Below are 18,199 nucleotides of genomic sequence, written 5' to 3'. Positions count from 1 at the left end.
CGTGCAAATTCCGTACACTTCGCGGCTGTTTCGATTGTTTTACTGAGGCCCGCGGCTGCGGGAACGCCCATGAAGTTTCGCTTTCCCATCGTCATCATTGACGAGGACTTTCGCTCGGAAAACACTTCCGGCCTGAGCATCCGCGATCTGGCGCATGCCATCGAGGAGGAGGGCTTTGAGGTGCTGGGCGTGACCAGCTACGGTGACCTGAGCCAGTTTGCGCAGCAGCAAAGCCGCGCCAGTGCCTTCATCCTGTCGATCGATGACGAGGAGTTCCAACTGGGCGGCGGTGATGACCAGATCGTGCACAACCTGCGTGACTTCATCACCGAAGTGCGACGCAAGAATCCCGATGTGCCGATCTACATCTACGGCGAAACCAAGACCAGCCGCCACCTGCCCAACGACATCCTGCGTGAGCTGCACGGCTTCATCCACATGTTCGAGGACACGCCCGAGTTCGTGGCCAAGCACATCCTGCGCGAAGCCAAGAACTACCTCGAAGGCATCCAGCCACCGTTCTTCAAGGCGCTGCTGGATTACGCCGAAGACGGCTCCTACAGCTGGCACTGCCCCGGTCACGGCGGCGGTGTGGCTTTCTTGAAGAGCCCGATTGGCCAGATGTACCACCAGTTCTATGGCGAGAACATGCTGCGCTCCGACGTCTGCAACGCTGTGGAAGAGCTGGGCCAGCTGCTGGACCACAACGGCGCGATTGGTGAGAGCGAGCGCAATGCGGCGCGCATCTTCAATGCCGACCACTGCTTCTTTGTGACTAACGGTACCTCGACCTCGAACAAGATGGTTTGGCACCACACGGTAGCGCCCGGCGATGTGGTGGTGGTGGACCGCAACTGCCACAAGTCCATCCTGCATTCCATCATCATGACGGGTGCGATTCCGGTGTTCCTGAAGCCCACGCGCAACCACTTCGGCATCATCGGCCCGATCCATGAGAGCGAGTTCTCGCCCAAGACCATCGAGGCCAAGATTGCTGCGAACCCGCTGCTCAAGGGAGTCGATCCAAAAACGGTCAAGCCCCGTGTGCTGACCCTGACGCAATCGACCTACGACGGCGTGCTCTACAACACCGAGACCATCAAGCAAAAGCTCGATGGCTATGTCGACAACCTGCACTTTGACGAAGCCTGGTTGCCACATGCGGCCTTCCACCCCTTCTATGGCAGCTACCACGCCATGGGCAAGAAGCGCGCGCGCCCGAAACACTCGGTGGTGTATGCCACCCAGTCCATCCACAAGTTGCTGGCCGGTATCAGCCAGGCATCGCACGTGCTGGTGCAGGACAGCCAGACCCAAAAGCTGGACTTCAACCTGTTCAACGAGGCGTACCTGATGCACACCTCGACCAGCCCGCAGTACAGCATCATCGCCAGCTGCGATGTGGCCGCTGCGATGATGGAGCCGCCCGGCGGCACCGCGCTGGTGGAGGAGTCGATCCTGGAGGCGCTGGACTTCCGCCGTGCGATGCGCAAGGTGGACGAGGAATTTGGCGAGGACGACTGGTGGTTCCAGGTCTGGGGCCCCGAAGCCCTGGCCGATGAAGGCGTGGGCTCGGCCCAGGACTGGATCATTCGTGGCCCGGATGCATCGCGCAAGACCAAGGGCAAGAACGGCAAGGAGTTCGACAACTGGCACGGCTTTGGCGATCTGGCCGATGGCTTCAACATGCTGGACCCGATCAAGTCCACCATCGTGACGCCCGGTCTGGACCTGGACGGCGACTTCGACGAGACCGGCATCCCCGCGTCCATCGTCACCAAGTACCTGGCCGAGCACGGCGTGGTGGTCGAGAAGACCGGTTTGTACTCGTTCTTCATCATGTTCACCATTGGCATCACCAAGGGCCGCTGGAACACGATGCTGACCGCGCTGCAGCAGTTCAAGGACGACTACGAGAAGAACCAGCCGATGTGGCGCATCCTTCCCGAGTTCTGCCAGCAGCACAAGCGCTATGAGCGCATGGGTCTGAAGGATCTGTGCCAGCACGTGCACCAGCTCTATGCCAAGTACGACATCGCCCGTCTGACCACGGAGATGTACCTGTCGGACCTGACGCCTGCTATGAAGCCGTCGGACGCGTTTGCGCACATCGCGCGCCGCAAGACCGAGCGTGTAGAGATCGACCATCTGGAAGGCCGCGTTACCGTGGGTCTGGTCACGCCTTACCCACCCGGCATTCCGTTGCTGATTCCTGGTGAAGTCTTCAACAAGAAGATCGTGGACTACCTCATCTTTGCACGTGAGTTCTCCAAGCTCTGCCCAGGTTTTGAGACCGATATCCACGGCCTGGTCGAACTGGTGGACGAAGAAAGTGGCGAAGTGCGTTACTACGCCGACTGCGTCGCGATGGACGCCAGCGACCAGGCAATGCAGACCCAGGTGGTTTCCGCCCCAGTGGCATCGTCGAAGAAGCGCAGCCCCATGCTGGAAGGCAAGGCGCCCGCATCGTCGGCCAAAAAGCGCAGCACCGCTGCGATGAAGAAGTCGCTCAACGCTGAAAAGCCCTTGGGTGATGCCAGCGAGGGTGTGGTGTCGCCCGTGGCCAAGACGCCGCAAGCCGCGCCCAAGCCGCGCCGTGTGGCCAAGCCACGCACGCCCAAGGTCTGATCGGGCAGGGGCGTAACTGCGGGGGATTTTGAGACTCCTGTGTCACGCTCGCCTCACCTCAAAAGCAGCGCAATGCGCTGCTTTTTTTATGCCTGTTCGTCACTCATGGCGTGCTTGCCAGGTCGCTTGCCGGGGAGGGTGGCATGCCTTCTTCACGCACGCGCCAAAAGCTGGCAAAGCGCGGCTTGCCGCTGTCGTGCAGGCCACGGTAGCGGTAGGTGACCCAGCTGCCGAGGGCGGGTGGATCGCGGCGCTGCGCATCGCTCAAACCGCTGCCCAGTTTGAAGTCAATACCATCGGCAGTGCGGACCAGCAAGGCGCCAGTCATCCCTTCGTATTTGCCGCGTCCCGGTGCATGGCCCACCACCTGGGCTTCGGCATCCTCATGCGGTTTGAGCTTGAGCACATCGCCGCTGCGTCCACTGCGGTAGGCGGCGCTGGCCTTGTGCAGCATCAGCCCTTCGCCACCTTCGCGCACGATGCGCTGCATCTGCGCCATCAGGCGGGCTTCCTCGCTCTCCCGCCATTGCGGCGTGGCCTTTACCCAGGGCTGCTGCACAGCGTCTACAAACTGCGCAATGGCCTGCAGGCGCTCGGTAAAACTGCCGGGCGTGGCAGGCGCATCAAACACCATGAAGCGCAGGGCTTGCCAGTCGGCATCCGCCGGCGTGGCTTTGCTGGTGATGGACTGGGCGCGTGCAAACTGGCCGCGCCCGGCCCATAGCTCACCCTCCATCGGCGTGGCTGGCCAGCCAGCGGTGTACCAGGCCGGGGCAGTAATGGCTGTGCCTTGGCGGGTCCACAGGGCTTGGCCATCCCAGTAGCCGCGCACTCCGTCGTATTTCTCACTCACCCAGTACTGCTGCAGATCCAAGCCACCGGGGTATTTTTGCGCAAGCCACAAGGCTGGCTTGTTGCTGGCCTGGGCCAGTGCTGCCCAACAGCAGAGCAGGGCGGCCAGCCAGAGCTGGCGCCAACTGGGTAAGAAATAACTACGCATGCAGCCCCCTCCAAATAGCGACCGGGATGGTCGTCTATCTGCATGCTAGCGGCGATAGCGCAAGGCTGTCACCCGCCGCTGTGGTTCTGCGCGGTAAGCAGATGTTGGGGCCTCCTGCTGAGGCCCCGTGGGTTCAGTGGGGGCGCGACTGCAGGCGTGCGTACAGGCCGCCCAAGTCGATCAGTTGCTGGTGCGTACCTTGCTCCACGACCTGGCCGCGCTCCATCACCACCACACGGTCGGCATGTTCGATCGTGGACAAGCGGTGGGCGATGACCAGGGTGGTGCGGCCCTGCATCAGGCGCGAGAGGGCTTCTTGCACGAGACGTTCGGACTCGGTATCGAGGGCCGACGTGGCTTCGTCGAGGATCAGGATCGGCGCATTCTTGTACAGCGCGCGGGCAATGGCCAGGCGCTGGCGCTGGCCGCCCGACAACTGGTTGGCATTGTGGCCGACCAGGCTGTAGATGCCCTGCGGCTGGCGTTCGACAAAGTCCTGCAGATTGGCGGCAGCCAGGCATTCGAGCAGGCGTTTTTCGTCCACATCCTGGCCCAGCGCCACATTGGCGGCGATGGTGTCGTTGAACATCACCACGTCCTGGCTCACCATCGCAAACTGGCTGCGCAGGCTGTGCAGGTCCCAGTCGCCCAGCGCCACGCCATCAATGCTGATCTGGCCCTCGCTGGGCTCCACAAAGCGCGGCAGCAGGTTGACCAGCGTGGTTTTGCCGGCGCCCGACGGGCCGACCAGCGCCACCACTTCGCCCGGGTGGATGGTCAGGCTCAGGTGGCGCAGCGCCGGGGCCTTGTCTTCGCCAAACCCCACGCTCACATCCTGCAGCGCAATGGCACCACGTGCTTGTTCCGTCTTGTAGCCACCGCCTTGTTCGGGCGGGATTTCTTCGAGCAAGCCCAGTCCGCGTTCCAACGCAGCTACGCCCCGGGTCAACGGGTTGGCCACATCGGCCAGGCGGCGGATAGGCGCAATCAGCATCAGCATCGCGGAGATAAAGGCCACAAAGCCGCCGACGGTCACATCCTTGGCATTGATGCCGGTGGTGCGGCTTTGCCACAGCGCAATGCAGATCACCGCAGACAGTGCGACGGCCGCCAGCAGCTGGGTGAGAGGCGTCATCGCTGCCGATGCGATGGTGGCCTTGATGGCCAGCTGGCGCAGCTTGCGGCTCAGAATCTGGAAGCGGCCCGACTGGCTGGCCTGGGCGGCGTGGATGCGCACCATGCGGTGTGCCAGCACGTTTTCTTCGACCACATAGGCCAGCTCATCGGTGGCCTGCTGACTGGCCTTGGTGATGTGGTAGAGGCGCTTGGAGAGCTTCTTCATGATCCACGACACGCTGGGCAGCAGCACGGCGACGATCAAGGTCAGCTGCCAGTTCAGGTAGAGCAAATACATCAACAGTGCAATGACCGTGAAGCCATCGCGCGAGAGCATCAGCAAGGCCTGCACGATGAGTGTGGAGCCGTTTTGCACCTCGTACACCACGGTGTTGGACAGCGCACTGGCCGATTGCTTGGTAAAAAGGCCCAGGTGTGCATCGAGCACCCGGCCGAAGAGGTTCTCGCGCAGGCGCATCATGCCGTCATTGGCAATGCGTGCGAGTGCGTATTGGTTGATGAACTGCGCCAGACCTCGGATGAAAAAGACGCCGACGATGGTGACCGGCACTGCCCACAGCGGCAAGGTGCCACCGGTGAAGCCCTGGTCCAGCAAAGGCTTGAGCAGTGCGGGAATAGCCGGCTCGGTGCCTGCTACCACGATCGTCGCCAGGATCGCCAGTACCCAGGTCCAGCGTTGGTAGCCAAAGTAGGGCGCCAGGCGCGACAAGCGTGCGCGCAGTGGCATCTGCGCAACGCTAGCGGCCGGATTGTGGCCTTCAGCGCCCGCTGGCGCGTCAGATGCACGTGCAGAAGATGGTTTTTCAGTTGTGGACATGTAGAGGTGATTCTAAAATGCACGGCTGTCGACGTTGAACGATAATAAAGAATTTGTGGGGTGTGTAACATCCTGCAGCCTTCAGGGCTTGTCATGCATAGCGCATTTATGATGGTCGGTAATGACTAAAACTCGCTTCCCATCTCTTCTCTCGGAGGCGGCCAAGCCGCTATTCCATCGTCGTCACGTTCTAGGTGCTGCACTCGCAGCCCCTGCAGTTCCCGCCCTGGCGCAGTTCCGGGTTGAGATCAGTGGCGTTGGCATCAAGCAAATCCCCATCGCCTTGCCCAAGTTCCGGGGCGAAGATGCGTCGCCGCAAAAGATCTCTGCCATCGTGCAGGCCGATCTGATCCGCAGCGGTCTGTTCAAGCCAGTCGATGCTTCAGGCGAACAACTCGATGAGAGCTCGCGTCCCGATGTCGCCAAGTGGTCGGCCGCAGGCGCCGAGTACCTGTCGGTCGGTAGCGTGACCCGGGGCGCCAATGGGTTTGATGTGCGTTTTCGTCTGTGGGATGCCGTCAAGGGCGCCGACATGGGCGGTCAGAGCTACAGCGTGCCGCAAGCCGATCTGCGCTTGGTGGCGCACAAGATTTCGGACTACATCTACGAAAAGATCACCGGCGAAAAAGGCGTGTTCTCGACCCGCATCGCCTACGTGACCAAGGCCGGCCCCCGCTACACGCTGTGGGTGGCAGACTCTGACGGTGAGAATGCACAGTCGGCACTGGCCAGCCCAGAGCCCATCATCTCGCCCACCTGGTCGCCCGCCGGCACGCAGCTGGCCTATGTGTCCTTCGAGTCGCGCAAGCCCGTGGTCTATGTGCACGAGGTCTCGTCCGGCCGCCGCCGCCTGATCGCCAACTTCCGGGGCTCCAACAGCGCACCGGCCTGGTCGCCCGATGGCAGCACCTTGGCGGTCACCCTGAGCCGCGATGGCGGCTCGCAGCTCTATACCATCCCTTCGAGCGGTGGTGAGCCTCGCCGTCTGATGCAAAGCAGCGGCATTGACACCGAGCCCACCTATTCGAAGGACGGCCGCTATATCTACTTCGTCAGCGACCGTGGCGGTGCGCCGCAGATCTACCGCGTAGGCGCCCAAGGTGGTAATGCTGAGCGCGTCACGTTTAGCGGGTCCTACAACATTTCTCCTTCCATCAGTCCTGATGGCAAGACACTTGCTTACATCACGCGCGCCGGTGGTGGATATAAATTGCAGGTCATGGATCTGGCTTCCGGAACTCCAGTGTCGGTCACAGACACCACAAGTGATGAAAGCCCCAGTTTTGCTCCGAACAGCCGACTCATCGTCTATGCAACCCGCGAAGGCGGTCGTGAAGCCCTCATGACTACGACGCTGGACGGCAAGATCAAAGCACGACTGGCAGGGCAGAGCGGAGACATACGGGAGCCCGATTGGGGCCCATACCAGCCCTAAGATTGGTTTTGGCGAGTCAATTATTTTTATACGAGAAAATCGTTTCGGAGAGTTATACATGTTGTCATTGAAGAAAGCTTCGTTGGCCCTGGTGGCCGCTGCCGTGTTGGCTGGTTGCAGCTCTGCACCTCCTCTGGATAACGCACCTGTCGAAGACAAGGGTGGCGTTACCGCTGGTCAAGGCGCTGGCACCGGTGGTGCAGGCCAAAGCACGGTGCCAGGCGTGGACCTGAACAGCAGCGCAGCCAACGGCCAAGGCCCCGTCGGCGTTGCACGCATTGTTTACTTTGACTTCGACAGCTACTCGGTCAAGCCAGATGCACAATCGATGCTGGATGCACACGCACGCTTCCTGAAGGCCAACCCGTCGCGCAAGGTCATGCTGGAAGGCAACACCGACAACCGCGGTGGCCGTGAGTACAACCTGGCCCTGGGCCAAAAGCGTGCTGAGGCCGTGCGCCGTTCGCTGACCGTGCTGGGCGTGAGCGACAGCCAACTCGAAGCCGTGTCGTTCGGCAAGGAAAAGCTGGCTGCTGAAGGTAACTCGGAAGATGCGCACGCCCAAAACCGCCGCGTTGAACTGAACTACCGTTAATAAGGCTCCATGAACCTCACTCGCAGTACTCCCCGTTGGATTGCACTGGCCGCATTGATGGCCTGTGCAAGTACCTCCCAGGCCGCTTTGTTCGAAGATGGCGACGCACGCCGCGCCATCCTTGAGCTGCGTCAGCGCGTTGATCAGCTGACGCAAGGCAACAACCAAAATGGTGAGGACACCTCGCAAGTGCGTCGCAGCCTGCTGGACTTTCAATCGCAGATTGAATCCATGCGTGGCGAGATGAACAAGCTGCGTGGCGAAAACGAAACTCTGCGACGTGAGGTTGCCGATCTGAAGCGCGGTCAGACTGATTTGGCCAAGGGTGTTGAAGCCCGGCTCCAGCAGTTTGAACCCGTTTCGGTCACCGTAGATGGGCAGGAGTTCAAAGCCGACCCTGCTGAAAAGCGAGATTTTGAAGCCGCCCTGGGCGTGTTTCGCACCGGCAAGTTTGCCGATGCCGCGGGCGTGTTCAGCAGCTTCATCCAGCGTTATCCCAAGAGTGGCTACGTGCCCTCGGCACGCTTTTGGCTGGGCAATGCGTATTACGCTACCCGCGACTACAAGCCTGCTATCGATAATTTCAAGCTGATCCTGGCCCAGGCGCCCGAGCACATGCGTGCGCCTGATTCGGCACTGTCGATTGCCAATTGCCAGATCGAGCTCAAGGACACCAAGGCTGCCCGCAAGACCTTGGAAGACCTGATCGCCGCCTACCCGCAAAGCGATGCGGCCACAGCGGCCAAAGAGCGCCTCTCCAAACTGAAGTGATATGAGTGCACCGTCTCCATCGGCGCCCGATCGGCAGGACGCCGAAGTGGACGTTGACACGCAAAGGCGCTTTGGCGGCTTGGACCGCCTGTTTGGTGTCGAGCCGGCCGCGCAAATGCGCGCAAGCTGCATCGCCGTCATCGGCATCGGGGGCGTAGGTTCCTGGACGGCCGAAGCGCTGGCCCGAAGTGGCGTTGCCCGCCTTCGGCTGATCGACCTGGACAATGTGGCCGAGTCCAACATCAACCGGCAGATCCATGCATTGACCGACACGATTGGCATGGCCAAGGTCGATGCGATGCGCGACCGTATCCGCCAGATCAACCCCCATTGTGTCGTCGAGGTGGTCGAAGATTTCCTCACCGCCGAGAACTGCGCTGCACTGCTTGACGGCGTCGACGGCTTTGTCGATGCCTGCGACCAGGTGCGTGCCAAGGCTGCGATGGCCAGCTGGGGGCGGCGCAACCAGCGGCCTTTCGTCTGCATCGGTGCGGCGGGCGGCAAGCGCCTGGCATGGAAGGTGGAGCAGGCCGACCTGTCGCAGACGACGCACGACCCTTTGCTTGCCCAGGTGCGCTACCGTTTGCGCAAAGAATATGGTGCCCCCAAGGATGGCAAGAAGATGAACGTGGCCTGCATCTACAGCCAGGAAGCCGTCGCTGGCCCTGATCCTTCCTGCGCGGTCGATGGTGATGGTTCGCTGAACTGCCACGGCTATGGGTCGTCAGTGGCGGTGACCGCAACCTTTGGCATGTGCGCTGCGAGCTGGATTCTGGAAAAATTGGCGCATTCCCAAAAATGACAAAAAACCTACGCTATAATCTAAGTCTGTTGTGAGCAAGACCTCTTCTTAGGAATTTGTCAAGCAAACGCGGCGGGTCTTTAGCTCAGTCGGTAGAGCAGCGGACTTTTAATCCGTTGGTCGCGAGTTCGAATCTCGCAGGACCCACCAAACATTGGTTATTTGAATCAAGCCCTTGCGCAAATCGCGCAGGGGCTTTTTTCTTGTCTGTTTGTCCGTGATCTCAGGGAATATTCCGCAATCTGTCGGTTGGCTTTGCAGCTGCGCACGCACTCAGACAGAAAAAAAAGCCACCGGCTAGGATGGCTTAAATGCCCGCAGGGTACGGGCGGGAGGGATCTCTGCAAAGGGCTGATTCGTCAGCAATGCCAATGACTTGCGACGATCGTAAGCAAGCATCTGGGTGGGAGTTTGTCTCTCCTGTGAAGCTGTATGTAACTCTTTGAAACTAAACCGTTGGCCCGAGTTCATCGCTTCCGGCCTAGTGGCTTGAGCTTTTGCAACGGGTATTTCTGCTGCCGCGTGTTTCATGGATTCCGTTCGAGCGTAACCGCGCCATGTCATCCGCATGTTTCCATGGCCGGTCTTGGCGGAGACAAGGCACTGTGCTGCGGGATCCCAGCGTCCATATGCCCCGTCTCACCGTCACTTAGCGGCGAGTGTCTCTGCTGGCTGCGGCAGCCCAGTCCACCCACCTGCCAGTGCCTTGTACAGCGCAATGCTCGAACGTACGCCAGCGATCTGGCTTTGGGCTCGGGCATCCTGCGCTGCCAGCTGCTCATGCTGGGCTTCCAGCACTTCGTACAAGCTGATGGAGCCGCCTCGGTACATGCGCTGGGCCAGCTGCTCAGCCTGGTCCCTTTCGGCCTGCGCTTCCTTCAAAGCGCTGAGCTCGTCGCGGTTGCGATGCACCGTTGCCAACGCGTTCTCGGTTTCTTCCAACGCCAGCAGCACACTTTGCTGGTACAGCGACAGGGCCTCGGCGGCATCTGCCTGGCTCGCTGCAATGCGGGCGCGCACGCGGCCCACATCCAGGAACGACCAGTCGATGCCGAGAAAGGCACTGCTTTGCAGGGTGTCACCCGCAAAAAGATGGCGGCCGGCCAGCGTGGTGCTGCCCAGCACAGCGCCCAGCGAGAGGCGGGGGAACAGGTCCGCTGTCGCGACACCAATGCGTGCTGTGGCGGCATGGAGGCGCAATTCTGCTGCGGCGACGTCAGGCCTGCGCCGCAGCAGATGAGCGGGCGCCCCCGGGTCCAGCGCGGATGGCATGGCTGGCAACGCAGCTGTGTTGGAGAGCTGGGCTGACAAGCGATCCGGCGAAAGACCCAGCAGCACCGCCAGGCGATGCTGTTGAACCGCCATCTGCGTCTGCCATCCGGGAACCCGCGCCTGCGTGTTCAGCCACTGAGCCCTCGCACGGGCGGCGTCCAGATCGGTGCTGCGTCCTGCCTGCAAGCGCCGCTCGACCAGCCGCAGGGTGCTGCGCTGGTTTTTCTCAGCAGCCCGTGCAATCTGCAGGCGCAGCTGGGCGCCGCGCAATTGGGTGTAGGCGTCTGCCACCTGTGCTGCGATGATGATTTGCAGTCCCGCGACATCGGCTTGCGTCGCTTGCATGCTGGCCTGCGCTGCCTCCACCGACCGCGAGATGCGCCCCAGAAAATCCAGCTCCCATTGCGCGGTGATGGCACTGCTGTAGAGGCGAGCCGACCGTGGCTGCCCCGGGCTGTTTTGCGCAGCACTGCGCTTTTGCTGCCGGCCCTCGGCGTTCATCGTGACCGTGGGGAAGCGATCCATTCCTGATTGCCTGAAAAGCGCCTCCGCCGACTGGAGCCTTGCCAGCGCCGCACCCAGGTCGTTGTTGTTCTGCAGCGCTTGCTGTACCAGCTGGGTGAGTAGCGGGTCGCCGAACTGGTTCCAGAATGGGGCATCGTGGATATCGGTGGAAGGCAATGGCGGCGCATCTGCCTGCGCAGACCTTTGCTGCTGCGCAAACCGGGTGGGCAGGCTGTCTTCAGCAAGCGGCGAATGAAAATCGGGCCCTACTGCGCTGCAGCCTGACAAGCTGATGCAACAGGCGGCAGCGATGCTTCGCAGATGGAGGTATTTAGTCATGTGCCGGCTCCTTGGCGATTGCAGGTGCTGCACGGCCGGGCTTCAATGCCTCTGCAGTGTCGGATGTATGCAGCTGGGTGCCACTGAGCTTGCGCAAAGTCACATAGAACACCGGCGTGAGGAACAGCCCAAAGAGCGTGACACCCAGCATGCCGGAGAAGACAGTAATGCCAGTAGCAGCACGTACTTCCGCGCCAGCGCCCTGGCCGATCAGCAGCGGCACGGCGCCGGCAATGAAGGCAATGGATGTCATGACGATAGGGCGCAGACGGAGCCTGCATGCTTCGCGTGCGGCATCCCAGGTGCTGGCGCCTTGCATCTCGCGTTCGCGGGCGAATTCCACAATGAGGATGGCGTTCTTGCAGGCCAGGCCCATCAGCACCACCAGGCCCACCTGGACAAAGACATTGTTATCGCCGCCTGACAGCCAGACGCCAAACAGCGCCGCACAAATGCAGACGGGTACGATCAGAATCACGGCCAACGGCATGGTCCAGCTCTCGTACAGCGCGGCGAGCACCAGGAACACCAGCATCACTGCCAGGGTGAATACGACGGCTGCGGCATGGCTTTGCTCGACTTGCTGGTAGCTCATGTCCGTCCAAGCCAGTTCAATGCCCGGTGGCAAGGTCTTGTCCGCAATGTCACGCAGCTTCAGCAGTGTCTCTGACGACGACAGAACGGCAGGATCGGCATCACCGATGAGGTCGGCAGCCGGAAAGCCGTTGTAGCGCAAAACCGGATCGGGCCCGTAGCTGGGCACGAGGGACACCATGGAGGCCAGCGGCACCATATCGCCCCGGTTGTTGCGCGTCTGCAGTTTTCCGATGTCCTCTGCCGTCTGGCGGTGGCTGGCGTCGGCCTGCAGCACGACGCGGTAGACGCGGCCCAGCGCATTGAAGTCATTCACGTAGACCGAACCCAGGTAGGCCTGCAGGGTCTGGAATAGATCGTTCAAGGCGACGCCCTGGGCTTTCGCCTTGGTGCGATCCACCTTCACGTCGAGCTGCGGAATATTGGACTGGTAGGCGCTGACGGGGTAGTGCATGCCCGGGGTCTTGGCAATCTCTGCCTGAAACGCTCCCAGCGCTTGCTGCAGGGCAGCGTAGCCCAGGCCGGCGCGGTCTTTCAGAAACAGCGAATAGCCCGATCCATTGCCCAAACCCTGGATCGGCGGCGGCATCAGCGCATAGCCATAGCCGCCCTCCATGCCCGCGAGCTTTTGGTTGAGCGCATTGCTGATCTCCGTCGCGCTGCGCTGGCGCTCCGCAAAAGGCTTGAGGATCACATAGGCGCTGGTGAGATTGGGTGTATTGGTTCCCTGCAGCGCATTCATTCCGGCAAAGGCCGGCACCGATTCCACCCCGTCGATGGCCAGGGCGTGGCGCGTGAGCTCTTGCGTCACTGCATCGGTGCGTTGCAGCGATGCGCCCTCGGGTAATTTGGCGCCGGCAAACAGGTAAAGCTTGTCCTGCATCGGGATAAAGCCACCGGGCACCTGGTTGAACAGCAGGGCGGTGGCACCCAGCAGCGCCAGGTAGATGGCAAACACCAGCCCGCGCCCCTGGAATGAGCGCGCCACCGCATGTTCATAGCGCTGCGCGCTGCGGTCGAACAGGCGGTTGAAGCGCCTGAAGAACCAGCCCAGCCCCGTGTCCATGCTTCGCGCCAGCCAGTCTTTGCGCGCGCCGTGGCCCTGCAACAGCTTGGCCGCAAGGGCGGGCGACAAGGTGAGCGAATTGATGGCCGAGATGACGGTCGAGATGGCAATCGTCACCGCGAACTGCTTGTAGAACTGGCCAGTGATGCCATCGAGAAACGCCATGGGCACAAACACGGCGCACAGCACCAGCGCAATGGCCATGATGGGGCCTGACACCTCCTGCATGGCCAGGTGCGCGGCATCGCGCGGGCTGTGGCCTTTTTCGATGAAGCGTTCCACATTCTCGACCACGACGATCGCGTCGTCGACAACGATCCCGATCGCCAGCACCAGTCCGAACAAGGTCAGGGTATTGATCGAGTAGCCCAGCAGGTACAGCCAGGCAAAGGTGCCGACAATCGATACCGGCACCGCGAGCAGCGGGATGATGGAGGCGCGCCAGGTCTGCAGAAAGACAATGACCACCAGGACGACCAGGACCACGGCTTCGATCAACGTGTGCTGTACCGCCTTGATCGAATCCCGCACAAAGACGGTCGGGTCCCACAGGTACTTGAACGCGGTGCCGGGCGGCAGGTCGCCGGACAGGCGGTCCAGCGTCTTGTACACCTCTTGGGCCACGCCCAGCGCATTGGCGCCCGGTGTCAGAAAGATGCCGATGGCTGCCATGGGTTTGTTATCCAGAGAGGCTCGCAGTGTGTAGTCGCTGGCACCCAGCTCCAGCCGGGCCACATCGGACAGGCGCACCAGTTGCCCATCGGCGCCTGTCTTCAGCACAATGCTGCCGAACTCCTCTTCGCTCTGCAGACGGCCTTGCACGTTGATGGACAGCAAGGTGTCCGTGGCGCGGCCACTGGGCTCGGCGCCGAGCTGGCCCGCTGATACCTGGACGTTCTGTTCGCGCACGGCGGCAATGACCTGGTCGGTGGTCAGCTGGCGGGCTGCGACCTTGTCCGGGTCCAGCCATATGCGCATCGCATAGTCACCAGCGCCGTAGACGCCCACGTCGCCGATGCCGGGGAGGCGCGCGAGTTCATCCTTGACGCGCAAGGTGACGTAATTGCGCAGATACAGCGTGTCGAGGCTGCCAGTCGTGGAGACGAGGCCGACATACATCAGTGGCGTGGCCGATTGCTTTTGCGTGGTGATTCCGTACTGGCGCACCTCTTCGGGTAGGCGGCTTTGGGCCTGGCTCACCCGGTTTTGCACCCGCACCGCAGCGGCGTCGGGGTCGGTGCCCGGGCGGAAGGTGGACACCACCTGCAGGCTTCCGTCCGAGGCCGCGACGGACTTCATGTACATCAGCCCTTCGACGCCATTGATGGCCTCTTCCAGGGGTACTGCCACTGATTCGGCGATTTCCTTGGGGTTGGCGCCGGGGTAGGTCGCACGCACCACCACGCTGGGGGGAACGACTTCGGGGTATTCGCCAGACGGCAGCTGAGGAATCGCAATCAGTCCAACGGCGAACATGATGACCGACAGCACGATCGCGAAGATGGGCCGGTCGATGAAGAATTTGGAGAAGTCCATGTGTCCTTTGCTCATGGCTGCGCTTTCTGGGCAGGTTTCTGCGTTTCCGGCAGTGCGGCGCCCGCAGCTTGGCTGTCCAACCGCTGGGGCGCCAATGGCATGCCGGGGTAAAAAATGCGCTGCATGCCTGCCACCACCAATTGCTCGCCGGGCGCAAGCCCGGACTCGACGATGCGTTTGCCGTCCACCATCCTCCCCAACTGCAGATCGCGCCTTTGTGCACGCTGGGCAGCGTCCACGACATAGACGTATTTGCGGCTCTGGTCGGTGAGCACTGCCTTGTCGTCAATCAGTACGGCGGTGACCGTGCTGCGCTCCTGCATTTGCACCCGCGCAAACATGCCCGGCTTGAACAGCCCTTGGTCGTTGTTCAACGTGGCGCGCAGTGCCAACGTGCCCGTCTGCGGATCCAGCCGGTTGTCGGTGAAGCCCACGCGGCCCGTGTGCGGAAAGCCTTCATCGCTGACCAGGCCGACACGCACCATCGCATCGCTCGGGGCCGCGCTGCTGTTTTGCATGCCACGCAGCAGGCTTTGCTCATCGGCATCGAAATGCACATACACCGGATTTTGAGAAACCACGGTCACCAGGACACTGTCGTCCGCGCGCGCAAGGTTGCCGGTGGTCAGCAGCGCGCGTCCGGCTATGCCAGCAATGGGGGCACGGACTTCGGTGAAGCCCAGATCCAGTTGGGCGGCTGCCACCGCAGCTTCGGCAGCCGCTACCTGGGCTCGGGCTTGGGCCAGCGTTCCAGCGCGGTTATCGGCTTCTTCAGCAGCGATGGCGCGGTCCGCCACCAAGTCGCGTGCACGCCGGTCCTGCGTGGCAGCCAATTCCGTCGCTGCTTTGGCACGCTGCAGTTGTGCTTGTGCGCTCGCCAACGAGGCCCGGTAGGGGCGGGCATCGATGCTGAACAGCAACTGGCCTTTGCGCACGGGCTGCCCCTCGCGGAAATGGACATGTTCGATGTAGCCTGCCACGCGGGAGCGGATTTCCACGGTTTCCTGCGCAGCAATCCGGCCGTTGAACTGGTTCCACAGCTGTACCGGCTCAGCGCGTACCGTGGCAGTCGTGACGGCGGCTGGCGTTGGTTCGCCCGGCGCACTGCTGTCCTCTGGTGGCTTTGGGGGTCCACAGGCTATGAGTGCGGCGGACAATGCAAGGGATAGCGTGATCACGCGCACGGCAGATGCCATCGCAGGACCTGTGCCAGCAGCAGTCGCCTGCGGGCAGATCTCTGATCTCATATTGGAATTCCTTTTCTTGAAGACTCGGGCGTCTACCGTCCTGAGCGGCAAGCGACGGGGACGCAGAAGGGCTCAATGACTTGCGAGAAAAAATTTCCCTCGTCATTGCCGGAGCGGATTCTTCAAGTTAAAGTTAACTTTAAGTCAAGCGAAAAGGAAGAAGCACCATGACTCCTGGGGATGATGAACTGCTGCCCATCGGAAATATCGCAAAGCGCAGCGGCGTCAACGCGTCGGCGCTGCGTTACTACGAGTCACTGGGCTTGATCGAATCGGTGCGAAGCGCTTCGGGGCATCGCCGTTACCGGCGTTCAGCACTGCGCCGGGTGGCCTATATCGTGTTCGCGCAGCGGCTGGGATTTCAGCTCGAGGAGATCGCGTCGCAATTGGAGGGCCTGCCCAAGCACCATGCGCCCTCTGGGGAGGAATGGCGTGGCCTGTCGAAGACCTGGATGGCGCGGGTGGATGAGCGCATTCAGGAACTGACGCATCTGCGCAAAAGTCTTGAGAACTGCATCGGCTGTGGCTGCCTGTCGATGAAGGTCTGCCACGTGTTCAACCAGGCGGACTATATTGGCAAACGGGGTGCTGGTCCCCGGTTGTGGCTGGGCGATGCGCTGAAAGCCGCAGAGGAGTGATGGTGGGCGCGGCGGTCTGCCCCGCGGGTATGTCCACGCGGCAGAGAATCCGTTGGCACGAACGCTGGGGAGGGGCCCCAATTGAATGGGCGGCTGGACCCGGGCGGCTGGGCTTCCCGGTCATTCAACAGCCCGCTGTCCTTACTTGAGGTCGTGCCGCCTCAGCGCATTCTGAGTGCGACGGAAAAAGGGGAGGGCCCTGGATGTCTGGTCCAGACCAGGCTGCACGGCACCTTCCTGCTGGGGCGGCGCATAGTGCTTACCGGGAAACAGGCTTTCTTCAATTTTTCTAAAGGTTCTAGGGCCCACGCTGGGCATCAGCAGCAGCTTTTCTGGGTAACTCTGGGCTGCCTGTTCAATGGTCGTAATGCCATTTCTTGCCAGTACCCTCCACAGATGCGGAGGCAGCAAGCCTTGCAGGGTAGGGGCCGCATCGAACAATGGGTGTGCAGTGCTGGTATTCATCTCTAGCCATCCAACAAGGTGGAATTGAAACTCAGCAACCCCGGTTGGGCGGTTAAGCGAGGAGCTGCTGAGTTATAAGCATAGAGAGGCTAAGTAACAATTGGTATCACTGAAAATAGTGATTCTGTCAGCGTTTACACCGTACAACGCGAGGCTGCAATATTCTGGATCCAAGAGCAAAGAGCCTCCGAATTAAGGCCAGACACGATATGCAGCTATCAGGTGCAAGCACCCTGCCCATGGGGCCGGTGCGCGGGGAACAAGGTTCCGGAGTAGTTCCACTTCATTCAATGCCGTCTTTGCCAAGCTGATGGCGGCAGTGAGAGTATCCAGCCAAACGCATCTGAAGATGTGCGCAACTGGTGCGGATAGGCCAGCTTGCCAGTAGCGCGGGCATGCCTATCGCTTATTCCAATTCCAGATCCAGGCGCCGCTTGGCCATGCTCAGGTTGTCTTCCAATGCGGAAAAGCGTAGCGAGTAGTCGTATTTTGTCTCTCCCGACTTGGCATCTATGCCGTCCAGAAAAGTCATGAAGGCCACCTGGTAGTCCTTGAGGACCTTTTTGGCATCGCTTCCCTTGGCTTTGCCGAGCACCTTTTTATAGACCTCCTTGGATGCTTTCGACACAGGGCCTCTGCAGCTCAGAAAATCGCTGTAAGCCTGCTGCAGAGTCGTTTCGCCCTGGCCAGCCTTCAACAGTCCAATCATATATTCCTCCTTGCAGATCATGGCCTTGATTTTCAAGGTCTCGTATGCAGAGGCTTCTTGCGATGCAGGGCTGGCGTGTGCCAGACCTGCGTATACCAAAAAAATACAGGTGAGTGAAACCTTGAAGCGGGACAACATAGAAAACGCCTTGTGTGCTTGGGATGGAGGCAGTTTAGCGGCCAGTCGAGCAGTGGTTCGTGTTTGGTGTCGCCACCCGACATTTTCAGCAGAAGTTCGCTGCCCTTTCTGCGTGCGTGTTTTTGCGCATCCATATGAATTCAACCTTCATGCCGCTGACCGGCGGTGCTAAGCGTCCGGCAGCGTCTGTTCCACTGCTGGGCATGGCTATCCTTGATCTGTATATGGCGCACAGCATGTAGGCACGTCACATCTCCAGTCTTCAGCGATCGGGGAACGAAGCATCTGCAAGCTGCCCGATGGGCGGGTAATCGACGAATGAACATGCGACAGGCGGGATCTTCACTAAATGGCTACCTCCCGAGCCAAAAAAAGGCCACCCGAAGGTGGCCTGAGGCGCTGAAGAAAAGCCGTTCCTGATCGCTCAGGATGTTCATGCAAATCTAGAGAGGGAGGGAGGATGGTGCATGAACCCGGCAAATCATTAGATATATTCTATAGATTTA

14 protein-coding genes, 1 tRNA gene and 1 pseudogene are annotated in these 18,199 nt (G+C 61.0%); 9 read left to right on the top strand and 7 right to left on the bottom strand.

The genetic code is table 11. The features are described from left to right. Positions 1-69: 69 nt before the first annotated feature. Positions 70-2,628: an arginine/lysine/ornithine decarboxylase gene (locus MJ205_RS09675; protein ID WP_239812251.1), complete on the top strand. Its 2,559-nt coding sequence runs from the start codon at positions 70-72 to the stop codon at positions 2,626-2,628. 103 nt (positions 2,629-2,731) lie between these two features. On the opposite strand, the gene MJ205_RS09670 is transcribed toward MJ205_RS09675, so the two are convergent. Both MJ205_RS09670 and msbA read right to left on the bottom strand, forming a co-directional pair. Next, positions 2,732-3,628: a DNA ligase gene (locus MJ205_RS09670; protein WP_239812250.1), complete on the bottom strand. Its 897-nt coding sequence runs from the start codon at positions 3,626-3,628 to the stop codon at positions 2,732-2,734. 133 nt (positions 3,629-3,761) lie between these two features. Then, positions 3,762-5,492 (bottom strand): lipid A export permease/ATP-binding protein MsbA, encoded by a 1,731-nt coding sequence (gene msbA, locus MJ205_RS09665; protein ID WP_239812249.1) that lies wholly within the window; start codon positions 5,490-5,492, stop codon positions 3,762-3,764. A gap of 211 nt (positions 5,493-5,703) precedes the next feature. Between msbA and tolB the strand changes: the two genes are divergently transcribed. The 5 genes from tolB to MJ205_RS09640 all read left to right on the top strand — a co-directional run bounded on the left by tolB (position 5,704) and on the right by MJ205_RS09640 (position 9,335). Continuing rightward, entirely contained in the window at positions 5,704-7,017 is a 1,314-nt protein-coding gene (gene tolB, locus MJ205_RS09660) for a Tol-Pal system beta propeller repeat protein TolB (protein WP_239812248.1), read from the top strand. Between the two features lie 58 nt (positions 7,018-7,075). Beyond that, positions 7,076-7,612: a peptidoglycan-associated lipoprotein Pal gene (gene pal, locus MJ205_RS09655; protein WP_239812247.1), complete on the top strand. Its 537-nt coding sequence runs from the start codon at positions 7,076-7,078 to the stop codon at positions 7,610-7,612. 9 nt (positions 7,613-7,621) lie between these two features. Then, positions 7,622-8,383 carry a tol-pal system protein YbgF gene (ybgF, locus tag MJ205_RS09650; RefSeq protein WP_239812246.1) on the top strand — a complete coding sequence of 254 codons (762 nt, stop codon included), beginning with the start codon at positions 7,622-7,624 and terminating at the stop codon, positions 8,381-8,383. A gap of 1 nt (position 8,384) precedes the next feature. Continuing rightward, positions 8,385-9,185 (top strand): tRNA threonylcarbamoyladenosine dehydratase, encoded by an 801-nt coding sequence (locus MJ205_RS09645; RefSeq protein WP_239812245.1) that lies wholly within the window; start codon positions 8,385-8,387, stop codon positions 9,183-9,185. A gap of 74 nt (positions 9,186-9,259) precedes the next feature. Further along, positions 9,260-9,335 (top strand) — tRNA-Lys (locus MJ205_RS09640). A 495-nt stretch (positions 9,336-9,830) separates the two neighbouring features. Here MJ205_RS09640 and MJ205_RS09635 read toward each other — a convergent pair. From MJ205_RS09635 to MJ205_RS09625, 3 genes are read right to left on the bottom strand one after another with little or no spacing between them, the layout of a single operon-like run. Beyond that, entirely contained in the window at positions 9,831-11,300 is a 1,470-nt protein-coding gene (locus MJ205_RS09635; protein WP_446715081.1) for an efflux transporter outer membrane subunit, read from the bottom strand. Next, positions 11,293-14,496, bottom strand: coding sequence for an efflux RND transporter permease subunit (locus MJ205_RS09630; RefSeq protein WP_239812707.1), 3,204 nt, complete (start codon positions 14,494-14,496; stop codon positions 11,293-11,295). The genes MJ205_RS09635 and MJ205_RS09630 overlap by 8 nt, the downstream gene beginning before the upstream one ends. Before the next feature lie 11 nt (positions 14,497-14,507). Further along, on the bottom strand, positions 14,508-15,692 hold the full coding sequence (locus MJ205_RS09625; RefSeq protein ID WP_239812243.1) for an efflux RND transporter periplasmic adaptor subunit: 1,185 nt from the start codon (positions 15,690-15,692) through the stop codon (positions 14,508-14,510). Between the two features lie 218 nt (positions 15,693-15,910). On the opposite strand from MJ205_RS09625, the gene soxR reads away from it, so the two are divergent. After that, positions 15,911-16,381 (top strand): redox-sensitive transcriptional activator SoxR, encoded by a 471-nt coding sequence (gene soxR / locus MJ205_RS09620; protein WP_239812242.1) that lies wholly within the window; start codon positions 15,911-15,913, stop codon positions 16,379-16,381. 141 nt (positions 16,382-16,522) lie between these two features. Here the strand turns inward: soxR and MJ205_RS09615 are convergent, their stop codons facing one another. Both MJ205_RS09615 and MJ205_RS09610 read right to left on the bottom strand, forming a co-directional pair. After that, entirely contained in the window at positions 16,523-16,846 is a 324-nt protein-coding gene (locus MJ205_RS09615; RefSeq protein WP_239812241.1) for a helix-hairpin-helix domain-containing protein, read from the bottom strand. A gap of 406 nt (positions 16,847-17,252) precedes the next feature. After that, complete coding sequence (locus MJ205_RS09610) at positions 17,253-17,693, bottom strand: hypothetical protein (RefSeq protein ID WP_239812240.1); 441 nt, start codon at positions 17,691-17,693, stop codon at positions 17,253-17,255. Positions 17,694-17,752: 59 nt separating this feature from the next. Between MJ205_RS09610 and MJ205_RS09605 the strand changes: the two genes are divergently transcribed. Together MJ205_RS09605 and MJ205_RS23770 are read left to right on the top strand one after the other, a co-directional pair. Then, entirely contained in the window at positions 17,753-17,935 is a 183-nt protein-coding gene (locus tag MJ205_RS09605; protein WP_239812239.1) for a hypothetical protein, read from the top strand. A gap of 23 nt (positions 17,936-17,958) precedes the next feature. Further along, a pseudogene (locus MJ205_RS23770) lies at positions 17,959-18,015 on the top strand (hypothetical protein); the annotation flags it as partial. Between the last annotated feature and the right edge of the window lie 184 nt (positions 18,016-18,199).

It is taken from the genome of Comamonas sp. B21-038 (assembly GCF_022387135.1).
In the GTDB taxonomy this organism is placed as follows: Bacteria; Pseudomonadota; Gammaproteobacteria; order Burkholderiales; family Burkholderiaceae_C; genus Comamonas; species Comamonas sediminis.
This window is presented reverse-complemented; position numbering and strand designations above follow the sequence as displayed.